This window comes from Cryptosporangium sp. NPDC051539, from assembly GCF_044454545.1.
In the GTDB taxonomy this organism is placed as follows: Bacteria; Actinomycetota; Actinomycetes; order Mycobacteriales; family Cryptosporangiaceae; genus Cryptosporangium.
On record NZ_JBITDV010000009.1, the window covers coordinates 18,533 to 43,943 of the forward strand.

Here is a 25,411-nt window from a genome sequence, read left to right on the forward strand (position 1 = left end):
GGCAGCGCCTGATCGTCGGCGTGGCTCGGGGAGCTTCGTCGTGGCGAGTATCAAGAGGGCCGGACCCGCCGCGGATCCGGCGAAGCCCAGAGCGTCATCGAGGCGGGAGCCTCTGCCAGTGGACCGCGGCGCGCCATGGGCGGCATCGTCAGTCGGGAACCGTGGCGCGGGTTGTGGCATCGACGGTGGCTACAACTACTTGGCGGCGATGCAGGTGGTGGACACGGTGTCGGCCGTGGCCGACGCACCTGTGCCGACGACCGCGATCGGAGATTAGGCAATTGGGTTCAAGACCAACAGTCGACCGTGCGTCCAGTATCCTGCGTTACATGAGTTTCCAGCCCGAACCGGTACTCCGACCTCGCCTGCAGGTGGAAAAGCAGCTGCGCGAGGCCATCCTCTCTTCGGTGTTCAAGCGGGGCGAGCGGCTGCCCAGCGAGGCCGAGCTGGCGACCCAGTTCCAGGTCAGCCGGTCCACGATCCGGGAGGCGTTGCAGGCGCTCGTGGCTGACGGGCTGATCTCGAAGTCACCGGGCGCGGGCGGCGGCAGCTTCGTCGAGACGATCGACCACGAGTCGCTCAAAACCCAGTTGTCCGGCTCGCTCGCGACGATCCTGAAGCTCGGGAGCGTGTCGATCGACGAGGTGACCGACGTCCGGCGCATGCTGGAGATTCCCGCGGCGCGGTTGGCTGCCACGAACCGGACGGACGAGCAGGCTGCCGAACTCCAGCGGTTGATCGCGCGCCAGGACGAACTGAGCGACCAGGGGCGCGACTTCGCCGACCCCGAGTTTCTCGAACTCGGCATGGCGATCTACAGCCTGGTCGCAGCCGCCAGCGGCAATCGACTGCTGGCGTCTCTGGTGTCGGCGATAAACCGGGTGACCGTGCCGGAACACGTGCAGGGCTTGCAGCCCACGGACGCGGCAGCGATCTTCAAGCGGACCAAGATGCTGGTCGAGGGCATCGTCGCCCAGGACCAGGCTGCGGCTGAAGCCGCCATCACGGCCCAGCTCGACGGCGTCGCCTTCGACGAGCCGGCGAAGGCCCGCCCACGCCGGCGGCGTGCGCCTCGCTAGTACGAGCGGGCCGGCGCCGCAGCTCACGACGGTGGTTTCAGTCCGGTGAAGAGGTCCAGAAGTGAAGGGTCGTCGACTGCGCCGCGGCTGATCACGGTGTCGAGCGCGGCGCCCTGCAAGATCCGCTTGATCGGGACTTCGAGCTTCTTCCCGGTGCGAGTGTGCGGGATCGCCGGCACCTCGATGATCGAATCGGGCACGTGGCGCCGTGAGGCGCGAGTCCGGAGCTCGCCGGAGATACGCGCTTCCAATTCGTCGTCGAGCACGGCTCCGTCCTCGAGTGCGACGAAGAGGGGCATCCAGTAGCCGCCATCCGGGAGCTCGACGCCGACGACCAGTGATTCGACCACTCCCGCCAGTTTTTCGACGATCTCGTAGATATCCGCACTGCCCAAGCGAACGCCGTTCCGGTTGAGGGTGGCATCGGATCGGCCGTGGATGATCACGCTTCCGCGGTCGGTGATCGTGGCCCAGTCGCCGTGCCGCCATACACCGGGGAACGTGGCGAAGTAGGCCTCGTGGTATTTCGAGCCGTCGGGGTCGTTCCACAGCGTCACCGGCATCGTGGGCATCGGTTTGGTGACGACGAGTTCGCCGACCGTGCCCCGGATCGACTCACCTGCCTCGTTCCACGTGTCCACGGCGACCCCCAGGGGCCGGGCGGAGAGCTCACCCGGCCAGATCGGGCGGGTCGGAGCCCCGGTCGCCAGCGCCGACACGATGTCGGTTCCGCCGGACATGGAGACGAGGGGAATGCGGTCGCCGAGCTGCTCGGCGATCCAGTGAAACGCTGCGGGTGGCACCGGCGACCCTGTCGCGCCGATCATCCGCAGCTGATTGCCGGCGGCGATCGTCGTGCCGTGCTGCTCGCACGCCTGCAGGTAGCCGGGGCTGGCGCCGAGGATCGTGACATCGTGTTCCGCCGCGATCTGCCAGAGGCGGTCAGGAGAGGGAAAGGTCGGGCTGCCGTCGTACGCCACCATCGATGCGCCCAGCAACAACATGTTGACGGCGAAGTTCCACATCATCCAGTTCGTCGTCGAGTACCACAGCATGCGGTCGCGCCGCGTGACGTCGAGCTGGAGGCCGACGTGTTTCTGGTAGTCGAGAGCGACTCCGCCGTGGCCGTGAACGAGCCCCTTCGGGATTCCTGTGGTGCCTGACGAGAAGAGGACCCAGAGGGGGTGATCAAAAGGCAGCGGAATCGGGGAAAGCCGGTCGTGGTCCGTGGTGAGCATCCGGGCCCAGCTCACGTCATGACGACCGGTGCCGATCGCGGGCAGCCCGAGGTGGGGAACGTGAACCACGTGCTCCACCGTCGGCAGTAGCTCGACCAGGCGCGCGTAGTCCTCCCGGCGGTCGAACGTCTTCCCGCCGAAGTAGTAGCCGTCGGCGGCGAGCAGTACGCGCGGCTGCAGCTGCGCGAGCCGGTTCGCCGCGGCGTCGGCTGCGTAATCCGGACCGCAGCAGGACCACACCGCGCCGATGCTCGCCGCGGCGAGGAAGGCGACGATGGCCGCGGCGCTGTTCGGTACGTAACCGACCACGCGATCGCCGGCGTCGATACCGAGTTCCCGGAGCGCCGCGGCAACAGCCGACACCTGGTTTTCGAGTTCGGCCCACGTCACCTGGCGCGCATCGCCCGGTTCGGTCAGCTCCACGACGGCGACGGCGTCGGGGCTCCGGTCTCGGAAAACGTGGCTCACGTAGTTCAGGCGGACGCCGGGGAACCATGTGGCGCCGGGCATGTCGCCGGAGCCGAGGACCGTCGTCGGAGCCGGCTCCGATCGCATGTCGAAGAAGGCCCACACCGCCGTCCAGAACTCCTCGAGGTGGTCGACCGACCAGGTCCAGAGCGCGTCGTAGTCGGCGAGGTCGACGCCGTGGGCCTTTTCGACCTCGCGCGTGAACGCGGCCAGCCGGCTGCGCGCCGCAACCTGCGGATCCGGGACCCAGACAGGAGCGACGGCGGACGACGCATCAGTGGGAACGGCGGTCATGCAGGGCTCCTCTGGTCGATCGTGCCAGTGGCGAACATACGATCTCACGCCCTTGACGCAACAGTCCGATCGTTGAAAAGATCGTGATTGGTTAAAGTCAGACCGAACGCGCCGATGCAACTCGGAGGGAAGGTGACATGAGGTGTCAGCAGCTGTAGCGGGTCAGTCCGCACCGCTCGTGTCGAGTCTCGGATATGTCGGCGTCACCGCCGTCGACCTCGCCGCTTGGGAGACGTTCGGGACGAACGTCCTCGGACTTCAAGTCAGCGAGTCCACCACGGGCCGACTGTTGTTACGGGCCGATGAGCGCGCTTGGCGCGTGTCGGTACGACCGGGGGACGGTAGCGCGGAGTTCATCGGCTGGGAGGTCGACGAGCCGGCGAAGCTCGCCTCGCTCGTGACCGCGCTGGAGGGTGTCGGCGCCGACGTCCTCCGTGATCCGGTGCTCGCCAAGGAGCGAGGTGTCGCGGAGCTCGTCCGGGTCACCGACCCGGCCGGCATCCAGCTCGAATTCTTCTACGGCCCCGAGCTGCCGGAGACGCCGTTCACGTCACCGAACGGCGCGACTTTCGTGACGGGCGGGCTCGGCCTGGGTCACGTCGTGCTCGTCGTGCCGGACATGCAGGCGGCCGAGCACTTCTACCTCGACGTGCTGGGATTCCTCGAGTCCGACCGGGTCCGGACCCCTCGCTTCGATGTGCTGTTCACGCACTGCAACCCGAGGCATCACAGCCTCGCGATGATGCCGTCGAAGTCAGGCCTCGAAGTCGGACTCCACCACTTCATGATGGAGGTCGACGACCTCGACACCGTCGGGCACGCCCTCGACCGGGTCCTCGACGGTGCGGCGCAACTCAACAGCTCCATCGGCAAGCACATCAACGACCTGATGGTCTCGTTCTACTGCCAGACCCCGTCGAAGTGTGAGGTCGAGTACGGCGTCGGCGGCATCACGATCGACGACGCGACGTGGCAGCCGACCGTTCACACGATCGAGAACGTGTGGGGGCATCGCCGCATGCCGGGTGCGCCACCGGACGGGATGTGAGCCGCGCGATCACCCTCGTGACGAAGGGACGGACATGAGGATGCTCGAGGGCAAGGTCGCGATCGTCACGGGAGCCGGCCGGGGGTTGGGGCGCGCACTGGCGCTGGCGCTGGCGGACGCGGGTGCAGCGGTCGCGGTCGCAGGGCGGACCACGTCCCGGCTCGAAGAGGTCGCCGCGGTGATCAAGACAGCCGGCGGCTCCGCACTGGCCTGCCGCACCGACGTCACCGACGAAGCGGCTGTGGACGGGCTGGTGCACGCGACCATCGACGCTTTCGGTCGTGTCGACATCCTCGTGAACAACTCGGGCGTCCTCACCACGACCCCGCTTCTCGAGCAATCGGCGCAGGACTGGGATCGGATCGTCGACACCAATCTGCGGGGAACCTTCCTCGCGACCAAGGCCGCCGGCCACCACTTCGTGCGACAGGGCTCGGGGAAGGTCGTGAACATCGCCTCGAGCTTCGCGCTGAAGGGGACCCCGAACCACGCGGCCTACAGCGCCTCGAAGGCGGCGATCATGGCGTTCACCAAATCGATGGCGGTCGAGTGGGCACGCCACAACGTCCAGGTGAACGCGCTGGCGCCCGGCTACTTCACCACTGACATCAACGCGGAAGTCCGTGCCGACGAGAACGTCAGCCAGAAGGTGCTCAGAACGATTCCCGCGCGACGGATGGGTGCGCCCGCGGAGCTCGCGCCCTGGCTCCTACTCCTCGTCGGTCCGCAGTCCGACTACACCACTGGCTCGATCGTCGTGATCGACGGAGGTCAGTCCGTCCAGTGATCGCCTCCGCTCGGAAGGAACCTTCGTGACCGCCACCTACACCGTTGCCGTACTCGGCGCGGGCACCATGGGATCCGGTATCGCTGCCGTCATGGCGCGCGCCGGGCATCAAACGCTGCTCTTCGACGTCGAGGACGACAAGTTAGCCCGTGGTGTCGAAACCGTGCACGGCTTCTTCGATCGCAGCGTCGCTCTCGGCAAGCTGGACGACGCGCGGGCGAGCGGAGCGAAGTCGCGCCTGGCCGCGGTCACGGACCTGACCGAGCTCGGCGCCGCCGACGTCGTCGTCGAAGCGGTCTACGAGGACCTCGCGCTGAAGAAGGACCTGTTCGCGCAACTGGATGACGTGGTCTCTCCCAGTGCGCTGCTGCACACGAACACCTCGACGCTGTCGGTCACCGGCATCGCCTCCGGCTCCCGCCACCCCGAACGGGTGGTCGGAACGCACTACTGCAATCCGGCGCCGCTGATGAAGCTCGTGGAGGTGGCGCCGGGCCGGCACACGGCCGACTGGGCGCAGAAGGCCACGCTGGACTTTCTCGACTCGCTGCGGAAGAGCGCAGTGATCACCCGGGATCGCCCCGGATTCATCGTGAACCGATTCCTGATCCCGTGGGAGAACCGCTGCATCGCGGCTCTCGAGTCAGGTCTGGGCTCGAGGGAGTCCATCGACGCCGCCGTCACGGGAGCGCTCGGGCACCCGATGGGGCCGTTCCGACTGCTCGATGTCGTCGGCCTCGACATCCATCAGCAAGTCGCCACCAGGCTCTACGAACAGCTCCGGGATCCCCGGTTCTTCCCACCTCCGATGGTGGAGCGGATGGTCGCGGCCGGCGAACTCGGACGCAAGACCGGCCGAGGGTTCTACACCTACGACGACACCCGGTTGTTCGGGTCCTGACGCATCAAGGGCGGAATGTGCATGAGCGAGACGCAGATCGACGTCGCCCGGGTGGGCGTCGTCGGGTTCGGCACGATGGGTTCCGGTATCGCGCAGGTGGTCGCGCAGTCCGGACGCGAGGTGACAGTGCTCGATCTCGACCAGGACCGAATCCGGCGGGGGATGGCGGCGGTCGCCTCCTTCCTCGACGAGGGTGTCTCCCGGGGCAAGACGACGCCGGACCGACGGACGGAGGTGCTCGCCCGGATCGCCGGTGTCACCGATGCCGCCGAACTGGCCGGCGTCGACCTCGTCATCGAGGCCGCCACCGAGGACCCCCACGTCAAGTGCCAGATACTCTCCACGGTGACGCGCTCGATCAGCGACACCGCGATGATCGTCACGAACACCTCGGCCTTGTCGGTGACGGAGTTGGCTTCGGCGGTGCCGAACCCGGCGCGGTTCGCGGGACTCCACTTCTTCAACCCGGCGCAGCTGATGCGCACGGTAGAAGTCGTCCGTGCTCTCCGTACCGACCCCGCGGTTGTCGTTCGCCTGTGTGGTCTCGTCGAGTCCCTCGGCAAAGACGCCATCGTGGTCAAGGACAGGCCGGGATTCCTCGTCAACCACCTGCTGATGCCCTATCTGAACGACGTCGTGCAGGAGTACGACGACGGGCTGGCCTCCGCCGAAGACATCGACACCGCGCTCACGTTGGGGCTCGGCTACAAGCTCGGACCGCTCGAACTGCTCGACCTCATCGGGCTCGACGTACACGAGCACGCGACGACGAGCGCCTACGAGGCGACCCACGATCCCCGCTACGTGCCACCTCCGCTCCTGCGTCAGATGGTTGCCGCCGGCTTCCTGGGAAACAAGAACGGCCGCGGCTTTCGTCACGCGGAGGAGATCGGATGACCGGGCAAGAGCAGTACCAGGACATCGTGGTCGAGATCGATGGTCCCGTGGTGACGCTGACGATCAACCGGAGCGACGCCGGCAACAAGCTCCGCGCGAAAACGTGCCTCGAACTGAATGGTGCACTGCAGCGCTTTCGCCTCGACCCGGCGCTCCGGGTCGCGATCCTCACCGGGGCAGGAGAGAAGTTCTTCTGCATCGGCGGCGAGCACGATCCCATCACGTCGCTCGACCACTCACAAGTGCTGCCGATCATTGATCTGTACCAGACCATCGACACGACGATGAAGCCGGTCGTGGCTGCGGTGAACGGCTTCGCGGTGGGGGGCGGGAACGTGCTGCACACCGTCTGCGACCTGACTATCGCCAGCGATACTGCGATCTTCCGTCAGGTGGGTCCGTTGGTCGGCAGCTTCGACGCCGGTTACGGCACCTGGTACCTGGAGGACACGATCGGCCGGAAACGGGCCAAGGAGATGTGGTACCTCAACCGCAAGTACGACGCCGGGCAGGCGCTCGCGATGGGTCTGATCAACGAGGTGGTGCCTGCGGCAGATCTCACGGCGCGGGCTCATCAGGTCGCTCAGGAAATCGCCGCACGCAGCCCGATGGCGATCGCCGGCCTCAAGGCCGCGTTCTCCGGACGGCACAACGGCGTCGCGGGGCAAGCGCGCATGGCCCACGACCAGTTGCTCACGCTCTATCTCGGCACTGAGGAGGCGCACGAGACCGGGGATGCTTTCGCTCAGCGGCGAGTCCCCGATCCCGCGAAGTTCTGGGCTTGAACGCCCGCGGTGATCAACGAGGGCCGGCCTCGACAGCTTCGTCGAGGCTCGAGCCCTACGGTTGCTGGTTCCGGGTCAAGTCGAGCTGCGACGAGATGGCCGCGGCGGCCTTGTCTCCGTCCCTATGAATGATGGCCTCGACCGTCACTGCCGTGAGGTCACGCGCCGCGGTTCCCTCCTCGGCGGACAGGTCGCGCAGGTAGACGGGAAGCGTCACACCGCTCATCGCCGAGACGAACGAGGCCAGGAGCCGATTACCGCTGGCCTCGGCCACCAGGTTGAAGATCGACTGCCCGACGTCGAACAACTCGGGATCGCGGTCCTCGGGCGCCAGCCGGCTGGTCATCTCTGCTTGGCGCTGGAGGAGGGCGCCGAGCTCGGCCGCCTGCTCGTCCGTTCGGTTCTCGGCGGCGAGTCGCACCGCGGGAACCTCCAACAGACGACGCACCTCGTTGACCTCGGCCGTCGTCAGGCTTCCGAACTTCAGAATCGTCTCGAGTGAACCCGAGAGAAGTTCCTTGAGCGAGTCGTGGTCCACGTTTTGGACGAAACTCCCACCGCCTGCGCCCGGAACCTTCGTTATCAACCCTTCGGCGACGAGCACTCGCAACGCCTCGCGGACCGTCGAGCGACTGACGTGGAACTCGCGTGACAGCTCGGCCTCGCTCGGCAGCCGCTCGCCGCGTTTGAACGTCGAGGAAACGATGGCGTCGCGGAGTTGCTTCTCGACCTGCTCTCGCGGCCGTCGCACCGGTTCAGGAGCGAATGTTGGCTGTTCATTGTTAGTCAACATGGGCGCGTCCCCTATCTGTAGGTTATTCGCCGGCATTCAGCGTTAAACGCCCAGCTGTATGAGTCTGATAATAACATAGTGTCTTCTGTCGGACGTATGGAGTCATGGTGCGCGCACTCGTGGTAAGAGGTCAGTGGGAGCCCCGGATGGGATTCGAGGTGACCGAGGACGAGACGATCGGGCGATGGGCCCGTGACGCGAGCAAGGTATGGCGTCACCCGGAGTGGGCGGTGACGGATGTCCCGGAGCCGGAGCCGACCGGTGCGGATCTGGTTGTTCGCGTCCGAGCGGCAGGGATCGCGACCTCAACGCTGCGGATGACCGCGACGGACGCGGAGGGCTACGTCAGGTTGCCCTACCGGATGAGTCTCCCGCTCATTCCGGGCCACGAATTTGCCGGAGAGGTCGTCGACGTCGGGCCGGATGCGCGCGGCTTCCGCATCGGCGACGCGGTGGCTGCGGAGACGTTGCGCGCGTGCGGGCGCTGTGCGGCTTGCCGGCGGGGGCGCGTCAACGCGTGCCTCGACGGAAGATTCGCCGGCTTCAACATGGACGGGGGGCTCGCGGAGTTCGCCCTCGTGCCTTCGACGCACGCCCGATCGCTGGAATCTCTCCGGGAGCTGTTCCCCGGCCAACTGACGTACGAGATCGGCGCGTTGTGTGAGCCGGCCGCCGTTTCCTTTGTCGCGTTGTTCGAGACCGACCGGCATTTGCGCCCCGGAATGAGCGTCGCCGTGTTCGGTTGTGGCCCGATCGGCTTGGCCGCCGTGGCGCTGGCGCGCTGCGCCGGTGCGACATCGATCCTGGCCTTCGACCCCGTGCCCGAGCGGCGGCAAATCGCGAGGCGACTCGGCGCTGACCAGGCTCTGCCGACCTGCGGGAGCGACGACGAGCGGGCAGCGCTGGTGAGCCGTCACACCCGGGGACGAGGATTCGACGTCGTGGTCGACGCGAGCGGCTCTGCGGCCGAGGTGCTCCCAGCCATCCAGCACGTACTCGCGGCCGGGGGACACGTCGTGCATCTCGGCGTCGGCGGTCCGGCGGCACCCTACCGGCCGATCAGCGCTATGGCGAAGGGGGCCTCGCACAGTTTCAGCATGGGTCACCTCGGTGGATTCGACCCCGTCATCGCACTTCACGCTGCCGGACGACTCGACCTCACACCGGTGATCGGCTCGCGCCGGCCCCTCGAGGACGGTGTGGCCGCGCTGGCCCACGCCTCCGAGCGGCGGTCGGCCAAGACGCTCGTGGTGCCCGGCGGTTAGTGCGCCGGTTGCCGGATCGCGGCTCGACGGCCGTCGCCGCTGCCCGCAGTTCGTCGGCCCACTGCTTGACCTGACGGCCGGTAGCCGACGAGGGTAGCTGGGCGAGCCGCAACAGCATCGCGACTCCGCCGGCCTCTCGCAGCACGGGCGCCATCAGCCCCCCGATGTCGTACCGTGCGTCCTCATCGAGCTCACCGGTATCGAGGTACTGCATCGCCTCGGCCATTTGGGTCAGTAGTGCCCGCTCGCGAGTCGGCGTGAGGCCGCCGGTCTTGTATTCCTTCATCATCGTGTCGAGCTCGTGCGCGGTGTCCCGCCCTCCCGTCGCGATCTGCCACGCGGTGTAGCCGCGGGCCCTGATTGCTTCGAGCCTGTGGGTGTAGGCGGTGATCGAGTGCGGATCCGCCCCGACCATCGAGAGCCAGCGTGCTGCCGCCTCGTCGTCCGCCCAGGCGACGTATGCCTCACCGAGAGGCAGCTTCATCGGAAGTCGTTCGCCGATGAGTTCCCGCATCACGGCATCGCCCCCGTGTGCGGTGGCGACCGTCGTCAGCTCGCTTTCGGTGACGGCGACGAGAACGGCCGCCTCGCAGCGCACCTCACGGGCCAACGCCTCGATGTGAGGCCTGGCCACGTCGGCCAGGTGGACGCCGGCGATCAAGTCGGCATCGCCGCCGGCGATCATGCCGTGTGGCGAGAACCCTCCGTAGCCGCCTTGGAAAAACAGCAGCGGAGTCACCTGGCGGTGAACGTCCATCGCCGTGACCTCGCACAGCTGGATGTAGTGGTCGCCCGCCTCGATCACGTCGCGTGGGGTGCAGTGGATGTGGGCCACGGCTCCGGTGAGCATCGGAGCTCCGAAGTCCGAGTCCTTCCAGTCCACACCGCTGAACTTGTCGTCGGACGACTTCGACATGGCCCGGCACAGTTCCACTTGATCGTGCGCGAGAACGTTGATGCAGAAGGCCGGGGCCTCACGGAGACGGGCGAAGCTGCGCGAAGTGAGCGTCGGTAGGAAGGCGACCAGCGGCGGATCCAGCGAAACCGACGTGAACGTTCCGACGACCATGCCGATGGGCGACCCGTTGTCCGCGGTCCCCGTCACGACGGTCACCCCGGTCGGGTAATGACCCAGCACCTCACGGAATCGCAACGAATCGATCGCGCGGTTTGCGTCACTCATCAGAACCCTCCGTCATCGGTAAACCGTGGTGGTCAAGCGTCCGAGCCGGTTTTTCCGGCCGGTCAGAACGCGACTGCGGCCGTGGGCTCGTCGATCCACTCGACTGCGTCGGGCTCCTGCACGATGCGGTTTTCGACGTGGCCGATGCCGTCGATCTCCACTCGCACCACGTCGCCGGGAACCAGGAATCGGTTCTCCATCACGCCGACACCGCCGGGGGTTCCGGTGGCGATGATGTCGCCGACCTCGAGCGTCGCGGCGCTCGACAGCCACGCGATCAGGCGATAGCAGTCGAAGATCAGATTGGCCGTGTTGGACTCCTGGCGGGTCTCGCCGTTGACGATCGTGCGGATGGCCAGCGCGTGGGGGTCGACCTCGTCAGGGGTCACGATCCAGGGGCCCGCTACGCCGTGACCGTCGAAGGACTTGCCGAGCACCCACTGGCCGCCCCGCATCTGGTAGTCGCGGACGCTGAAGTCGTTGACGACGGTGAATCCGGCGATGACCTTGTGGGCGTTCTCCGGGCTGACGTGACGGCAGCGCTTGCCGATCACGATTCCCAGCTCGCACTCGTAGTCGAGCTGCTCGGACACGGCGGGCCGCTGGACGTCGGCGTACGGTCCGGCGATCGTCGTGGGCATCTTGGCGAAGACCGTCGGGAACTCCGGGAACTGCTTGCCCGTCTCGCGCACGTGCTCGGCGTAGTTCAGGCCGATCGCCCAGATCTTCGGCGGTGCCGGGATCGGGGACAGCAGGGACTCCCGGAGGAGCGGCCCACGTCCCGCGCCGCTCTCGATGGCAGCCTTCACCGCGGACAGACCGACGTCACCCAACGCGAGGATCCCGGCGAGCGTTCGGGGTAGCGCCGGTGCCGCTCGGGTCAGGTCGACGATCTGATCTCCGACCACGGCTGCGGCTACTGGGCCGTTCTCCGTGCTGACCGTAGCTAGTCTCACGAGCGCTCCTTAGGTCCGACATTGATTGTGTCTGCGGCGACGAGCAGCATGACATCAATCAGACTGATTGACAATTGTCAGACCGAAGACCTACCGTCGGACGACAGACGGACATCGACTGTTCTCAGCGGTCGCTGGACGGCGACGTCAGTGGGCTCGCGCGCGCGCCCACCACGAGCGATGGGTGGACCAATGACCACAGTGGAGTCGCACCCGGTGCGCGCCGGTGAGCCGGCGTCGGTTGGCGCCGGACAGCCCGACTTCGAACAGCGAACAGATCGTCTGATCGAGAAGGCCAAGGTGTTGATCCCGACGCTCCGTGCACGTGCACAGGAGGCCGCGGAACTCCGCCACCAGCCGGCGCAGACGATCCAGGACGCCGAGTTCCTGATGGACGCGCTCACGCCGCGCGTCTGGGGCGGTCAAGGACTGGGCTCGCGTGCCCTCTGTGAGGTTGCCCGCGTACTAGCGCACGGTGACGCGTCCGCAGCGTGGACACTTGCCTTTCTCATCGAGCACAGCTGGATGGCGGCGCACCTCAGCTGGGACGCGCAGTCGGAGATCTTCGACGGGCGGACGTTCGTCCTCGCCGCCGCGCCGCTCACCCCGGCCGGAAAGGCGGAGAAGGTCGAAGGCGGCTTCCGGGTGACCGGTACGTTCCGCTACGCCTCGGGGGTCTGGAACTCCACGCACACCTTCTTGTCCTCGATGGTGACCGTCGAGGGCACGTTGACCCCGATGACGTTCTTCGTCGAGCTCGCTCAGCCCGGAGTCACGATCAACGACGACTGGCACATGTCGGGGATGTCGGCGACCGGTAGTGCCAGCGTCACGCTCGATGACGTCTTCATCCGGGAGACCTACAGCATTCCGCTCGAACACATGCTGTCGGTCGACAAGCACCCGGGCGCCGCGCACGAGGAGAAGTTCCTCCGCTACCCGCCGTTCGCGAGCCTCGGTCTGATGATCACGGCGATCGCGCTCGGCAGCGCCGAGGCGGTCGTCGACATCGTCAAGGCGCGCCTCGGCACGACCCGCGCATTCGGTGGCGCGACCCGCCAGGACCTCCCGCAGTCGCGCATGCGCTTCGCGGAGGCCTGGGAGAAGCTGCGCTGCGCGCAGATGCTCTACCGCCACATCCTCGACGACTCCATTCGGAAGTGCGATGCGCTGGAGCCGTGGAGCCAGCAGGAGATCGGTCAGATCGAGCTCGACCAGACGACGATCGTCCACCTCGCGCAAGAGCTCATCGGCATCCTGTGCGACGGCATGGGGTCCAGCCCGTACCAGACGAAGGAGGCGCTGCAGCGCTACCGCCGCGACATCGACGTGATCGCGAACCACGCGTTCATGGACTGGGACCTCGTGGCCGAGCGGTCGATCCGCTACGTCCTCGGTCTCGGTACCCGTTCCACCGACATGTTCCGTAGCCAGGTCACCTCGCAGGGCGGTGTCTCGAGCGAGCGCCTGGGCGGTGGCCGCAACGAGGAGAAACCAATGAAGGCAGCAGTTCTGAACGAGGTAGCCGGGGTGCCGGCCGTCGGCGAGTTCGCCGCCCCACAGCCCGCCCCCGGCGAACAGGTCGTCGACGTCATCGTCGCCGCCCTGAACCCGATCGACCTGCGGCTGGCTGCTGGTGGTCCGTTCGGCCCCCCGATCGTTCCGTCCGTCGTCGGGTCCGAGGGCGTCGGCCGGTTGGCCGACGGGACGAAGGTCTACTTCAGCGACGCCAAGGCGCCGTACGGCGCGCTCGCTGAGCAGGTGCTCCTCGGCGACCGCTCGCGGTTCTACCCGATTCCCGACGGCCTCGACGACGGTCTCGCCGCGGCGCTGGGGACGTCGGGGGTCACGGCGCTGACGGCGCTGCAGTGGCGTGCGCAGGTGCGGGCCGGCGACGAGGTGCTCGTGCTCGGCGCTACCGGCGCGGTGGGCCAGATCGGCGTGCAGGTGGCGAGGCTCCTCGGTGCCGGACGAGTGGTCGGCGCCGGCCGCAGTGAAGAGACGCTCGTCAAGATGAAGGCCGATGGAAAGATCGACGAGTTCGTGATCCTCGGCGGCGAGGACGACGCTACGGCGCTGAAGGCTGCCGCCTCGGTCGGCTACGACGTCGTCCTCGACACGGTCATGGGGCCGGCGTTCGCAGCGGCATTGCCCGCGACGAAGATCGGTGCGCGCTACGTCGTCGTCGGGATGTCGGGCGGGGCACCCGCGACGACGATCGCCTACCCGTTCCTGACCGGACGGAGCATTTTCGGCCACCTCAAGCCGCTGGTCCCGCTGGACGAGTGGGAAGCCTCGTACCAGCAGCTGGTGGGCTGGGCGAACGCGGGGCAGATCGACCTCGAGGTCGAGCGGCTACCGCTCGCCGCGATCGGCGAGGCGTGGAGCCGGGTCGACAAGGGCAACCACAAGAAGCTTGTCGTCGAGATCTGACCCAAGCCTCGATCGGCGGGGGCCGGCCCGGTTCGTCCGGGCCGGCCCCGCTCGTCGTCTCACGGGTGGTCCCCGCCGGTCACGTATCGAAAGGTCACGCTGATGCGCGCAACTGTCGTCACGGGGGAGTGGTCGCCCCGCGCCGGTGCCAGGCTCACGGATGAGGAGCGAGCCGGCCACTGGGCACTCGATGCCACGACCGCCTGGCGCCACCCGCGCTGGCAGATCGGTGAGCGGGAGACGCCGCAACTTCGTGGGCCGACGGACGTGCTCGTCAAGGTGCGTGCCGTCGGCATCTGCGGTTCGGACGTGCACCTGTTCGAGACCGATGCCGACGGCTACGTTCTCCTGCCCTACCGGGTGCGGCTGCCCGTGGTACCGGGACACGAAATCGCCGGAGAGGTCGTCGAGGTCGGAAGGGACGTACGGGACGTCGGGCCGGGCGACGCGGTCGCCGTCCAGACACTGCACCACTGCGGCCGGTGCGCGGCCTGCCGGGCAGGTCTGCCGAGTCACTGCAGCGACGCCGAGGACAGTGGGTTCAGCATCGACGGGGGAATGGCGGAGTACGTGCTCTCGCGGGAGAGCAACGTCCGTTCCCTCGACCCGCTCCGCGATCGGTACGACGAATCGGACCTCTACGCGATCGGGGCATTGTGCGAGCCGGCCAGCGTCGCCTACGTCGGAATGTTCCTCCGTGCGGGTGGGTTCCTGCCCGGAGGCACGGTCGCCGTTCACGGGTGCGGGCCGATCGGTCTCGCGGCGGTTGCCCTCGCGCGGGCCGCGGGCGCGAGCCGGGTCCTCGCCTTTGACACCGAGATCGCTCGGTGCAAGCTGGCCGAGCAGGTCGGAGCCGACACGGGACATCACCTCGGGACGCTGCGCGACGCCGGGGACGCGGTGGCGGACGTCATCCTGCAGAGCACCCGAGGCGCGGGCGTGGACCTGACGGTCGAGGCGGCCGGCGCGGCCGCAACCGTGCTCCCCGACGTCGAACGGTCGATCGCCGTCGGCGGCAAAGTGGTGCTGCTCGGATCGGAATCCGGCGCTGCTCCGCTGCAGACGATGGCGTACATGCTGCGCGGAGCGAGCCTGCACGGTTCGATCGGCAACATCGGTGGTCTCGATCCGGTGATCGCGTTGCACGCCGCGGGGCGGATCGACCTGCGTCCGATCGTGAGCGCGAGCTACGACCTCGACGACGGAGTCGAGGCGATCCGGAGAGCTGCGCTGCGCCAGGATGCCAAGATCCTCGTCCTGCCGAACGGCGGCGCGCGGCCGGCCTGATCAGCAGCGCAGCGACGCCGGCGAACCGATCGGTTCGCCGGCGTCGCTCTGCCCGGAAGTCCTAGCGGTCGCGCATCCCCTTCGGCCAGATGCCCTGCTTGCCGGCTTGGAGGATGCCGTTCGGGTCGACCGCGTCTTTCAGCGTTTCCAGGAACCTGCGCATCGCGTGGTCATTGAAGTCGAAGGTGTCCGCCACCGCGTCCATCTTGTAGATGTTGGTTCGGTAGAGGCCGTAACCCTCGCCGGCGAGTGCCTTCAGCATCGGGTCGTAGTTGTCGTAGATCGCGCGAGTCTTCGCCTCGTCCTTGGGGTCGAAGAACATCACGGACACGACGATGATGCTGGTGGGAAGAAGCATGAGACCGGCGGCGTACGGCTCGCCGAATTGCTCGTAGAGCCCGCGGACCCTCCGAACCATCGCGAGCACCTCGGTGCCGACGAGCGGGCCGACGGGCGAGAAGTCGAGGTGGCCGGTGTCGGGTCCGAACGGGACCTTGTAGAGGTCGAGCAGCTCCATCCCCGGGATGCCCGCCTGCACACGATCGTCATGAATGCCCTGGTCGGGGCCGACCCGGTCGGTGCCGTCGTAGAGCTTCATTCCGAGTTGCACACCGGGAATCGCCCCGAGCTTCCGTTCGACGATGCGCCACTTGGCCGTCACGATTTCCTCGTAGCCGTACAGGGCGAAGCGCAGTGCCCACTTCTGGCTGGTCGGATCCAGATCGGGCTGCCCCTCCGCGTTCGCCGCGACACCGCGGCCGAGGAACGGGTAGTTGTTGATGGTCTCGTCGAGCATGAGCTCGCGCATCGTGTCGATGACCGGAACGATGATCTCGTCGCCGTCGAAGTGCAGCCAGCAGGAGGCGTACTTCTCGGGTCGCGGCATGAGACGCCAGCCGATCCGGGTGACGATCCCCATGCCCGACTGCATGAACAGTCCGTCCACGCTCGGCCCGTACGAAAACGGGTAGACGTGCCAGGCCTTGTTGCCGTTCATGGCGCCCATGCCGGTGCGCATCAGCTCGCCGTTGGGAAGCACGACCTCCATCCCGCAGATGTTGGAGCCGTGCGAGCCGTAGCGGGTGTGGCCGCGTCCGTACTCGAGGCTGTTGCCGACGACGGAGCCCCAGCCGAGGTCGGGGATCGAGGACCACCACTTGCCGCCCTGTTCCTCCAGCGCGTCACAGAGGTCGAACCAGCGCACGCCCGGCTCCACCACGGCGTATCCGAGATCCTCGTTGATTTCCAGGACCTTGTTCATCGCGGACAGGTTGACCAGGATCGATCCGGCGACCCGAGGTGCGGCGCCACCGTAGCCGTAGTTGCGGCCAGTGCTCACCGTCCACAACGGCACACCGTGCTCGTTGGCGATCCGCACGACGGTCTGGACCTCTTCCACCGATTTCGGCATGACTGCCGCCGCGACGTCGTGGTCGTCCGCCCCCCGGACCCAGAAGGGGTCCCGGAATTCGTCCAAGGCCGCTCGGTCCGTCTGTATGGCGTCGCCGCCCAGGGCCGCCGTCATCGCCTCGATGGCTCGTGCCACCGCTGCCGCATCCACCACTGGGGTAACCATCGCCTTGCTCCTTTGCCAGGTTCCTCCGAACGTTCTAGCAAACTGTCCGACATTTATCTAGTAGGCTAATCCATGATAGTAGAAGGCTAGATCGTTGCCATCCGAGCCGAGGACCGTCACCCAGTGCGGACCGGCCGGGTGCGTGGGCTCGTGCGACAGAGAGGTCGACCATGAAGACCATCCGGCCGGCAGACGCGCCAGTGATCATCGCGGGCGGGGGCCCGGTGGGCATGTCGCTCGCGATCGACCTCGCACTCCGAGGAGTTCCGAGCATCGTGCTTGAGCGGCGGACGAAGGGAAGGCCCTTCCTGCTGCGTACCAACATGACCAACGTGCGTTCGATGGAGCACTTCCGCCGGTGGGGGATCGCCGAGGAACTGCGCAAGAACGACCCGGTTCCGGACGAGATCCAGCGGGACGTCTCGTTCGTGACCAGGCTCAACGGACACCTGATCCTCAACCTTCCCCGCACGTACGAATGGAGCGAGCCGCTGCCGTTCGCCTCCGAGGTCGCCGAGTGGGCGCCGAACGAGGGCATCGAGAAGACGCTGTGGTCGCGCGTGGACGAGCTGGCCCTGATCGACTACCGGTTCGAGAACGAAGTGCAGACGTTCCGTCAGGACGACGCCGGGGTCAGCGTGGAGGTCACCGACAAGGACGGCGCCTCGCTGATTCTGCGAGGCGACTACCTGGTGTTGTCCGACGGCAGCCGGGGAAACCTGCGACGGGTGCTCAACGTGCGCCATGAGGGGCGCACCCTCGCGATGAGCCTGTCGTGGCATTTCCGGTCCGAACAGCTCAAGGACGTCTGGACTGCTGGTCCGGTCGTCTCGATGGCCTACATCTACAACGAAGACCGTGGTAGTGACCTGATCACACCGCAGGGTCCCGATACGTGGCAGTACTTCGCCGGCCCCACGCCCGAGGGCGTCGACGGCAACGACTGGGAGCAGGTCAAAGAACTCATCATCAAGGCCGTCGGCCAGGAGATCGATCTCGAGCCGCTGAGCGGCGGAGCGTTCGCGGAAAACTCGCTGCTCGCGCCGCGGCTGGACCACGGCCGCGTACTGCTTGCCGGCGACGCCGCTCACATGGTGTCACCGCAGGGCGGTTTCGGTATGAACAGCGGCATCGGCGATGCCGCCGATCTGGGCTGGAAACTCGCTGCTCTCGTAGACGGGTGGGGTGGTCCGTCCCTCATCCCTAGTTACAGCATCGACCGGCGCGAGGCCGTCCGCTTCATCCAACAGGGTTCGGAGGCCAACCACGCGCTCGGCGCGATCGAGTTGGTGCAGGCGGGGATCGAGAAGGACGGCCCCGGGGGTGACGAGGTCCGCGAGGCGGTGCGGAAGGACATCCTGGAACGAAAACTCGTGCAGTTCAAGCGGATGGGCGGTCAGCTGGGATACCGGTACACGATGTCGCCGATCATCGTCCGTGACGGCACCGAGCAGTCACCGCCGACTTTCGCCGACTACGTCCCGTCCGCCGCGCCGGGCAACCGCGCCCCCCACCTGTGGTTGGCGGACGGCACTTCGCTGTACGACCACCTCGGTCCCGGATTCACCCTGCTGGACTTTGACGGCGTCGACTCCACGAATCTCCTCGAGCGCGCCCGGTCCCGCGGCATCCCCGTGGACGTCTTCCGGCCGGACGAGGTGGACCAGGCGAAGATGCGCGACCTCTACGAGAGGAAAGCGGCGTTGGTGCGTTCTGACCACCACGTGGTCTGGCGAGGCGACGAGCTGCCGGCAGACGTCGATTCGCTGCTCGACATCGTGACCGGTCACGCCTCCTGGGGTGCGTTGTGAGCGACGGCGCGCAGGCCGGGGCCTCGTCGGAGCAATTCCGGGGAATGGCCGTGCGCAGGCAGGTTCTCGGTGCGGAGTACACCGAGGCGTCGCTGGCGCGCCGCACTGACTTCAACACCCCGTTCTTCGACTACGTCACCCGCTCGGTGTGGGGTGAGGTCTGGGCTCGTGACGGTCTCGACCGGCGGACGAGGAGTTGCATCACGCTGGCGATCTTGACCGCGCTCGGCTGCGAGGACGAGGTGGCGCTGCACACCGAGGTGGCTGTGCGCAACGGGCTGACGCCGACCGAGATCTCAGAGGTTCTACTGCACAGCGCGGCGTACGCGGGTGTACCCAGGGCGCGTGGGGCGATGCTCGTCGCGGAGGAGGTGCTCGACCGGCTCGAGCAGACGGAACAGCCGGCGATCGTCGAGTAAGCCGGCAACGGCATTCGGCACGGGACCGGCCGGTCCGGCGTCCGGGTCGTGTGACGGGGGTCCCATGATCTGGACTCCGTCTCGTCGACTGGGACGACCCGTCTGATTCCCGCACCAAGCCCGGGCTGTCTGGCTGGTCATGGGTGAATCATTCGGGGGAACGCCGAGATCGATGGAACATCGCCCACGCGAGAGCACCAGCAACTTTCCATCGATAACCATTTCCGCTGGACCGGGGCATCGGGCCGCGGCCCACTGTCGTGGCCGTACTAGCTAAGCCGAGCTGGTTCTGTACGCGCTGAGAGCGCGTCGACCGAGCGACGCGTGCGCGGCGGTGGCCGGATGGTCGCCGTCGCTCCCGCCGCCGGTGCACCGGCGGCCCGCTGCGCCCGGCGCAGGGGATGCTCGCGGCGGCCGAGGCTAGGCGCGCCCTCAGCGACGTTGGCCTGCGGGCCCGCGCAGGCGGCGGACGCCGGTTTCGCAGTCCTCCCGGGCGCCGATGCGCGTCCGTTGCTCGCTGATTCGTGGGGTCGCAAAATTGCATCGGACAGCCATTTTCGAGGCAAATTCGTCTCCGAAAACAGCACAAAATTGAGAAATAAGACATGCAGGTCGGGGCCATTGGGTTATTGACCGGTCGATGATGTGACTCATAAAGTCTTACATTCACTGGATGGTTGGCGAGCTCGGATTGCGCAAATGTCTGCGTAATTCTCGCGTTCGGTCAGATCGCCGTACTCACGTCATTACCGTAGGAAGGTCCTACCGTGCCCCCGACCGACATGAGTCTTTTGAGACAGTCCCGCCCGTCTTCGACGCCGGGCCGACTGAGGGCTCGCCATCTGGCGGTCCTGCTCATCGCCGCCCACGCTCCGCTGACCCTGTTGTGGGCCGTGGTACCGACCACGTTCGCCAGCTCCGGAGTCGTCGCGACGCCGCTCGTCTTCGCGATCGCCGGGATCATCTTGGTCGGCTTCGTCGTCGGATACAGCGGTTTAGGGCGTCGGATCCGCCACCCCGGCGGACTGTATGTCGTGGTCGTGCAAGGACTAGGGCGTCCGGCCGGACTGGGGGCGGCCATCCTGCAGTTCCTGGGCTACATCGGACTCTTGGCCGGGTTCTACGGCCAGTCGGCCCTCACGCTGAAGGTCCTGATGGTCGATGTCGTGGGAGTAGATCCGCCCACCGGCTTCTTGGTGTCGTTCTGGGTGGGTGCCGTCCTGGCCCTCAGCCAGCTTTCGCTGCGGACCACCGCCCGGCTCGGGGCGAGCGTGTTGGCGCTGCAGGCTCTCGTGCTTCTGTGGTTCCTCGTCGCCGCGGTGAGCAGGCCGCTCGACGGGACCCTTTCGGTCTCCGCCCTCGACACGGGAGGGCTGTTGTCCGGCTCGTTCGGTGTTGCGCTGGTGCTCGCCGTCGTCGCGTTCGTCGGCTCGGAAGGAGCGACCGCCTACACCACCGAGCTGGCCGACCCCTATCGCGCCGTCCCTCGAGCGACGTACTTCTCCTACCTCGTCATCACGCTCGTACTGGTGGTCGGTGCCTGGGCGACCGCCGTGGTGGTCGGTGCCGAGACCGCGGCCGCCACCCCCACGGGCGCGTCGTTGCCGGAGGTTCTGGCGCGCCTGGTCGGGCCCGAGTCGGCCAATGCGGCCATTGACCTCGGGAGGCTCAATCTCTGTATCGGGCTGCTGATGACGGCGGTCGTGCTCAACAACGCGGCCGCGCGGCAGATCGCCGGCCTCGGGCGCGACGGGCTACTTCCGGTCGGTCTTGCGCCGGAGACGGCAGCTCAGAGGCCCCCGGCGCCCGCGACGCTGATTCAGCCCGCGCTCTCCGGTGTGATCGCAGTGGCGGCCACCTTCACGGCCGGAACCGTACTCCCGCTCTGGCTGGGCATCGCTTCCGGTCTCGCCATCGTCGGCGTGCTGACGCTGGCGTCAGCGTCGTCCGCGCTGTGGTTCCTGCGCGGCGAGGCCGACGAAAGCGGATTCTTCGGTTGGGAGGGCCAGGTCATCGCCGGGCTGTTCTCGATCGTGACGACCGGCGGCGTCTTTCTCTTCGGCGTTTTCGGTGTGCGACAGGTGGCGCCGGGGGCACCTGAAGGGGCGAGCTGGCTGGTCGCATTGCTCGTCGGGGTGGTCTTCCTGACCGGTGTCGTGGTCGCGCTGGGCTTACGAGTGAGCCGGCCCACCATCTATGCCTCGATCGGCCGCACGGACGTCGCAGCTACGGCGAGAGCGTGAACCGCGCTACCACGGACTGAAGTTCTGAAGACATCGTGGCCAGTTCGAGCGCCGATTGCTGCGTTTCGACAACAGTCGTTGCGGTAGTTTGCGCCGCGCCGGCGACGGAGGAAATGTTCTGCGCGATGCGGGTCGAACCGTTGGATGCCTCCGCGATACTACGGCTCATCTCCTGGGTCGTCGCGGTTTGCTCCTCTACCGCGGAGGCGATCGTCAGCTGGAAGTCATTGATCTGAGCGATCACGTCGGATATTTCGGCGATCGCGGCTACTGCCGAGTCGGTATCGGCCTGGATCGCCTCGACCCGCGCGGAGATGTCTTCCGTAGCTTTCGCTGTCTCCTGAGCCAAGTCTTTGACCTCGTTCGCGACCACCGCAAATCCTTTCCCGGCCTCGCCGGCGCGGGCGGCTTCGATCGTTGCGTTGAGCGCCAGCAAGTTGGTCTGCTCGGCGATGGACGTGATGACTTTGACGACGTTGCCGATTTCGATCGAGGATTCGCCGAGTTTGGCGACTGTTGCATTGGTCGTGTCCGCTGCCGTCACGGCGCGAGCAGCAACTGCTGCGGCCTCGTTGGCTGATTGCGAGATCTCCCGAATCGCCGCGCCCATCTCCTCGGTGCCGGCCGCCGCCGTCTGGACGTTGTGGGAAACTTCGTCAGAGGCTTGTGTCAGCACGGCTGCCTGCGACGAGGTGTCGCGGGCGTTGCCGGCGATGGCCTCGGCGGACGTCGTCAATCGGCTCGACGACTGGGCGAGCATCCGGGCAGAATTGGCCAGCGCTTCCACCGTCGCGTGAACGGACTTTGCTGCTCGGTTGACCGCGACGGCCATCAATCCGACCTCGTCACGCCCGTTTGCCTGCGCACGGCGCGTGAGATCGCCGTCCGCGATTGCGTCCAGAATCGACCGAACGGATCCCAGTCGCCGACTGACGCTGCGTCCGATCAGCCATCCCAACCCCAGAGCGATGGCCAGCCCGGTCGCGAGGACCGCGACCATGCCCGATCGAGCGCGCGCGGCGGTTTCGTGCGCCTCTTTTGCTGCGGTGTTCGCCTGGGTGTGCTCGAGCTCGCGGAGGCCCGCCACCGCCTGGTTCATCTCCGATTCGGCTTTGCCGAACGTCGCGATAATGGCCGGCACGGTGGTTGGCAACTGGAGATCGGCGGGTGGGGGATCGCCGAGAACGATCGTGTTGACGAGTCCCTTGTACGTGTTCCATGCCTTCGAAAAGGCGCTGCTCCGTGTTTTCCAGACGGCGGTCGGGTCGGATGAATCCAGATACCCGCGCAGTGCGCGATCGACGACTGTTTCGGCGCTCTTGACCGCTCTTTTGTGAGTAGGAAGTTCTGCTGGGGGTGTGGTTTTGCTGTTGTACAGAAACAGCCCGCGATAGAGAGTAGCGATACCGCCCTCGATCAGCACGAGCTGATCCAGGCGGGCGATATTCGTCGATTTCACCTGTTGGATTCGGTCGTCCAGTGCGCCCATTCGCGACCATGCGACGGCTCCGGTCAAAACCGCCACCAAAGCCATGACCGCAAGCGCGCTCATGATCTTCATCCCAACGCTGAGGTTGGCGAATCGGCCTGAGAAGGCACTCTCTGCCTTTTCGATCACAAGTATCATCCCCTGGTCAGAGCCGCCCTGTTCGACGCAGAATTCCCTCTGATGATCGGCAGCGAGAGGCTGCATCTGAGGCTCTCGTCGGCCTTGGCCATCGTTGTCGGAGGGTCCGTCCGTGACCGATGGCGTTGACCGGTTTCGGGGGACGCTCCGCGACAGGCACCTCGTGTTCGCCCGCTCGTGTGTTGACCACGAACGTTCACCGGTTGGGCGAGGCGCCGGTGGCGGTCGGTGACGTGATCGGGTGAGCGGTCCGGCCTAGGTGGCTTCGGGTTGCGGAGTCTGTGGAGGTGGTCGTTGGCTGAGCTGGTGACAGCGCGCAGGTTGACCGATGAGGAGGGTGCTGCGGGTCGTGCGGCGGGGCGCAATCCGATTCGGGTGCGGCGCGCGACGATGATCGTGGCGTCGGCCTCGGGCACACCGGTTGCGGCGATCGCGCGGCTGGTCAGGACACCGTCCGGGATGTCATCCACGCGTCCGACGAGGTCGGGTGAACGCCTTGGACCCGAACGGGTCTCGGTGGGCGGGAGGCCGTCCCCGCCTGATCAGTGACGACGACATCGCGTTTCTCGTCACGACGGCCAGAACGCGACCGAAGAAACTCAGGTTGCGGTTCACTCGGTGGAGCCTGCGGAAACTCAGCGGGCAGCGGGCAGCGGGCAGCGGGCAGCGGGCAGCGGGCAGCGGGCAGCGGGCAGCGGGCAGCGGGCAGCGGGCAGCGGGCAGCGGGCTTGGCCGGCCCGGATCGTGCGGGCCGGCCGCGAATGCCTCCGGCAGTCACTGCACCGAGCCGGGATCTCGTTCCAGCGGACCCGCACCGGGAAAGAGTCCCCGGACCGAAGAAAGACGCCCGGCACCCCGGCGTCATCGCCGCCCGACGCCGAGAACGCGCACGCCCGCTGCGAACGCCACCACCGAGGGGGACGACCCGCGTCGCCTCGGCGCGTTCACCGGCTTTGTCAGCAGCGTCTATCTCGACGGGGTTGTCGAAGCGACCACTGCCCTCGAGCGCGAGCGCTCGCCGAGGGGACGATCGTCGAGTACTGCGCTGCGACGCAGTTCGCCCGGGCTGACACCGAAGCGCGACCGGAAGTCTTGCGAGAAGTGGGAGACCGAGTGGATCCCGCACATCTTCGCCACGGTCGCGGTAACCAGCGTGCCTGCATCCGGTCCGGTGAGAAGGGCGTAGGCCAGATCGAGCCGTCGCTTCAGAATGTGGCGGGGAAGCGTGGTCCCCACCGCGGCGAAGACCCGCGTGAGCTGGCGGACGCTGATACCGACCGCGGTGGCGATCTCCGGAGCGGAGAGCCGTGGATCGCGGAGCCGCTCTTCGGCGTAGGCGCAGGCCAGCGCGCGGTGCACCAGCTGTGGTCGAGCCATGTCCTGTGCGGCGAGGGCGGACAGGAGATCGATGAGGGTCTGCTCGTCGGGTGCGGTGATCGTGGGCCGTCCCAGGCTGCCGCCCACCAGACGGGCGATCGCGCGGCCGTACGGATTGTTCTGGCTCCGGCGCACGATGAGCGGCCCCCCGAGCGCCGCGGAGTACGCCTCGTCCGGTAGGACACTCCGATCCACTCGGATCGCCAGCTCATCGAGACCTTGCCCGAAGCCGCGGACGAACTGTCCGTCGGCGTCGCAGACGAGAAGGTCGCCAGGGTGGATCACCTGTCGTCGTCCGGCCTGCTGAAAGAGTGCGTCGCCCCGCAGCGACACATAGATCGCCAGCGATGAAGTGGGCCGCTGCTCGATGAGCTCGGCCGAACGTCGAACGACGTGCGCGGTACCTCTGACTCGCGCCAGGTGCACTCCGCCGAGTTCCAGATTGTCTTCCTGCGCTTGGAAGTGCCCGGCCGCGCGAGCGTCGCACCGTAAGGCGATCAGTGTCTCCGCGTTGTGGTTCTCCCAGGCCCGCACTCGCTCGTCATCGGGGATGAACGCGGTGGAGAAGGCCTGGCTCGATCGCGACGCGTTTGCTGACATTGAATGCCTGCCTGATGGATGCCGGGGCGAGCCCGGAGTACCTCGGCTCGGGTGCGCGCACCGATTGCGAAGGAGGAGCGTCGGGACCGCAGTGCTGAAGAAGGCTTCGGCTGAGCCGCTATATCGGCCACTTCCGTGCGACTAGCACGATACTTCCCGGCGACGGTACGGCAAGGGTGTGGAGCTGTCAACGATGACCTGGCGGTTCCGGCGCGAGGCGGGCGGCCGCCGTGTTGGTCGCCGCAGGCCGCACCTCAGGCGGTGCTCCGCGTCGGCAGGCCCATCAGCGGGGTTCCCTTTTCGGCCATTCCCTGCCCCGTTGCGGGCCGGCCGTCACGGCCGCG

General features: G+C 67.1%; 19 protein-coding genes and 1 pseudogene. 13 read left to right on the forward strand and 7 right to left on the reverse strand.

Annotated elements, in window-relative coordinates; all coding sequences use genetic code 11:
• Positions 1-329: 329 nt before the first annotated feature.
• Positions 330-1,079 carry a FadR/GntR family transcriptional regulator gene (locus ACIBZJ_RS26640; RefSeq protein ID WP_395934165.1) on the forward strand — a complete coding sequence of 250 codons (750 nt, stop codon included), beginning with the start codon at positions 330-332 and terminating at the stop codon, positions 1,077-1,079.
• A gap of 23 nt (positions 1,080-1,102) precedes the next feature.
• Here ACIBZJ_RS26640 and ACIBZJ_RS26645 read toward each other — a convergent pair whose 3' ends face one another.
• Positions 1,103-3,079, reverse strand: a complete 1,977-nt coding sequence (locus tag ACIBZJ_RS26645) for an acetoacetate--CoA ligase (protein WP_395934841.1) — start codon at positions 3,077-3,079, stop codon at positions 1,103-1,105.
• Between the two features lie 142 nt (positions 3,080-3,221).
• Between ACIBZJ_RS26645 and ACIBZJ_RS26650 the strand changes: the two genes are divergently transcribed.
• From ACIBZJ_RS26650 to ACIBZJ_RS26670, 5 genes are read left to right on the forward strand one after another with little or no spacing between them, the layout of a single operon-like run.
• Positions 3,222-4,127: a VOC family protein gene (locus ACIBZJ_RS26650; protein ID WP_395934167.1), complete on the forward strand. Its 906-nt coding sequence runs from the start codon at positions 3,222-3,224 to the stop codon at positions 4,125-4,127.
• Positions 4,128-4,161: 34 nt separating this feature from the next.
• On the forward strand, positions 4,162-4,914 hold the full coding sequence (locus ACIBZJ_RS26655; RefSeq protein WP_395934169.1) for an SDR family NAD(P)-dependent oxidoreductase: 753 nt from the start codon (positions 4,162-4,164) through the stop codon (positions 4,912-4,914).
• Between the two features lie 25 nt (positions 4,915-4,939).
• Positions 4,940-5,815, forward strand: coding sequence for a 3-hydroxyacyl-CoA dehydrogenase family protein (locus ACIBZJ_RS26660; protein ID WP_395934171.1), 876 nt, complete (start codon positions 4,940-4,942; stop codon positions 5,813-5,815).
• Positions 5,816-5,836: 21 nt separating this feature from the next.
• Positions 5,837-6,712: a 3-hydroxyacyl-CoA dehydrogenase family protein gene (locus ACIBZJ_RS26665; protein WP_395934173.1), complete on the forward strand. Its 876-nt coding sequence runs from the start codon at positions 5,837-5,839 to the stop codon at positions 6,710-6,712.
• Positions 6,709-7,497 (forward strand): enoyl-CoA hydratase-related protein, encoded by a 789-nt coding sequence (locus tag ACIBZJ_RS26670; protein WP_395934175.1) that lies wholly within the window; start codon positions 6,709-6,711, stop codon positions 7,495-7,497. The genes ACIBZJ_RS26665 and ACIBZJ_RS26670 overlap by 4 nt, the downstream gene beginning before the upstream one ends.
• Positions 7,498-7,552: 55 nt before the next feature.
• Here the strand turns inward: ACIBZJ_RS26670 and ACIBZJ_RS26675 are convergent, their stop codons facing one another.
• Positions 7,553-8,326 (reverse strand): FadR/GntR family transcriptional regulator, encoded by a 774-nt coding sequence (locus tag ACIBZJ_RS26675; RefSeq protein WP_395934177.1) that lies wholly within the window; start codon positions 8,324-8,326, stop codon positions 7,553-7,555.
• Positions 8,327-8,448: 122 nt separating this feature from the next.
• Between ACIBZJ_RS26675 and ACIBZJ_RS26680 the strand changes: the two genes are divergently transcribed.
• Positions 8,449-9,555 (forward strand): alcohol dehydrogenase catalytic domain-containing protein, encoded by a 1,107-nt coding sequence (locus tag ACIBZJ_RS26680; RefSeq protein ID WP_395934179.1) that lies wholly within the window; start codon positions 8,449-8,451, stop codon positions 9,553-9,555.
• Here the strand turns inward: ACIBZJ_RS26680 and ACIBZJ_RS26685 are convergent.
• Both ACIBZJ_RS26685 and ACIBZJ_RS26690 read right to left on the reverse strand, forming a co-directional pair.
• Positions 9,449-10,738 carry a flavin reductase gene (locus ACIBZJ_RS26685; protein WP_395934181.1) on the reverse strand — a complete coding sequence of 430 codons (1,290 nt, stop codon included), beginning with the start codon at positions 10,736-10,738 and terminating at the stop codon, positions 9,449-9,451. The two genes, ACIBZJ_RS26680 and ACIBZJ_RS26685, sit on opposite strands and share 107 nt — an antisense overlap.
• Before the next feature lie 62 nt (positions 10,739-10,800).
• The gene (locus ACIBZJ_RS26690) at positions 10,801-11,694 is read right to left on the reverse strand and encodes a fumarylacetoacetate hydrolase family protein (protein ID WP_395934183.1); all 894 of its coding nucleotides are present in this window, start codon (positions 11,692-11,694) and stop codon (positions 10,801-10,803) included.
• A gap of 192 nt (positions 11,695-11,886) precedes the next feature.
• Between ACIBZJ_RS26690 and ACIBZJ_RS26695 the strand changes: the two genes are divergently transcribed.
• Both ACIBZJ_RS26695 and iolM read left to right on the forward strand, forming a co-directional pair.
• Positions 11,887-14,127, forward strand: coding sequence for a zinc-binding dehydrogenase (locus ACIBZJ_RS26695; protein ID WP_395934185.1), 2,241 nt, complete (start codon positions 11,887-11,889; stop codon positions 14,125-14,127).
• Between the two features lie 102 nt (positions 14,128-14,229).
• Positions 14,230-15,414, forward strand: coding sequence for a scyllo-inosose 3-dehydrogenase (gene iolM, locus ACIBZJ_RS26700; protein ID WP_395934187.1), 1,185 nt, complete (start codon positions 14,230-14,232; stop codon positions 15,412-15,414).
• Positions 15,415-15,475: 61 nt separating this feature from the next.
• Here the strand turns inward: iolM and ACIBZJ_RS26705 are convergent, their stop codons facing one another.
• Positions 15,476-16,990 (reverse strand): FAD-binding oxidoreductase, encoded by a 1,515-nt coding sequence (locus tag ACIBZJ_RS26705; protein WP_395934189.1) that lies wholly within the window; start codon positions 16,988-16,990, stop codon positions 15,476-15,478.
• 170 nt (positions 16,991-17,160) lie between these two features.
• On the opposite strand from ACIBZJ_RS26705, the gene ACIBZJ_RS26710 reads away from it, so the two are divergent.
• The 3 genes from ACIBZJ_RS26710 to ACIBZJ_RS26720 all read left to right on the forward strand — a co-directional run bounded on the left by ACIBZJ_RS26710 (position 17,161) and on the right by ACIBZJ_RS26720 (position 21,463).
• Entirely contained in the window at positions 17,161-18,801 is a 1,641-nt protein-coding gene (locus tag ACIBZJ_RS26710) for an FAD-dependent monooxygenase (RefSeq protein WP_395934191.1), read from the forward strand.
• A 44-nt stretch (positions 18,802-18,845) separates the two neighbouring features.
• Positions 18,846-19,220: a carboxymuconolactone decarboxylase family protein gene (locus tag ACIBZJ_RS26715; RefSeq protein ID WP_395934843.1), complete on the forward strand. Its 375-nt coding sequence runs from the start codon at positions 18,846-18,848 to the stop codon at positions 19,218-19,220.
• 782 nt (positions 19,221-20,002) lie between these two features.
• A complete protein-coding gene (locus ACIBZJ_RS26720) occupies positions 20,003-21,463 on the forward strand; it encodes an APC family permease (RefSeq protein ID WP_395934193.1) in 1,461 nt (486 codons plus the stop codon).
• Here the strand turns inward: ACIBZJ_RS26720 and ACIBZJ_RS26725 are convergent.
• Positions 21,447-23,156, reverse strand: a complete 1,710-nt coding sequence (locus tag ACIBZJ_RS26725) for a methyl-accepting chemotaxis protein (protein ID WP_395934195.1) — start codon at positions 23,154-23,156, stop codon at positions 21,447-21,449. The two genes, ACIBZJ_RS26720 and ACIBZJ_RS26725, sit on opposite strands and share 17 nt — an antisense overlap.
• Before the next feature lie 228 nt (positions 23,157-23,384).
• Here ACIBZJ_RS26725 and ACIBZJ_RS26730 point away from each other — a divergent pair.
• A pseudogene (locus tag ACIBZJ_RS26730) lies at positions 23,385-23,924 on the forward strand (hypothetical protein); the annotation flags it as partial.
• A 132-nt stretch (positions 23,925-24,056) separates the two neighbouring features.
• Here ACIBZJ_RS26730 and ACIBZJ_RS26735 read toward each other — a convergent pair.
• The gene (locus ACIBZJ_RS26735; RefSeq protein ID WP_395934197.1) at positions 24,057-25,067 is read right to left on the reverse strand and encodes a helix-turn-helix domain-containing protein; all 1,011 of its coding nucleotides are present in this window, start codon (positions 25,065-25,067) and stop codon (positions 24,057-24,059) included.
• Positions 25,068-25,411: the final 344 nt, after the last annotated feature.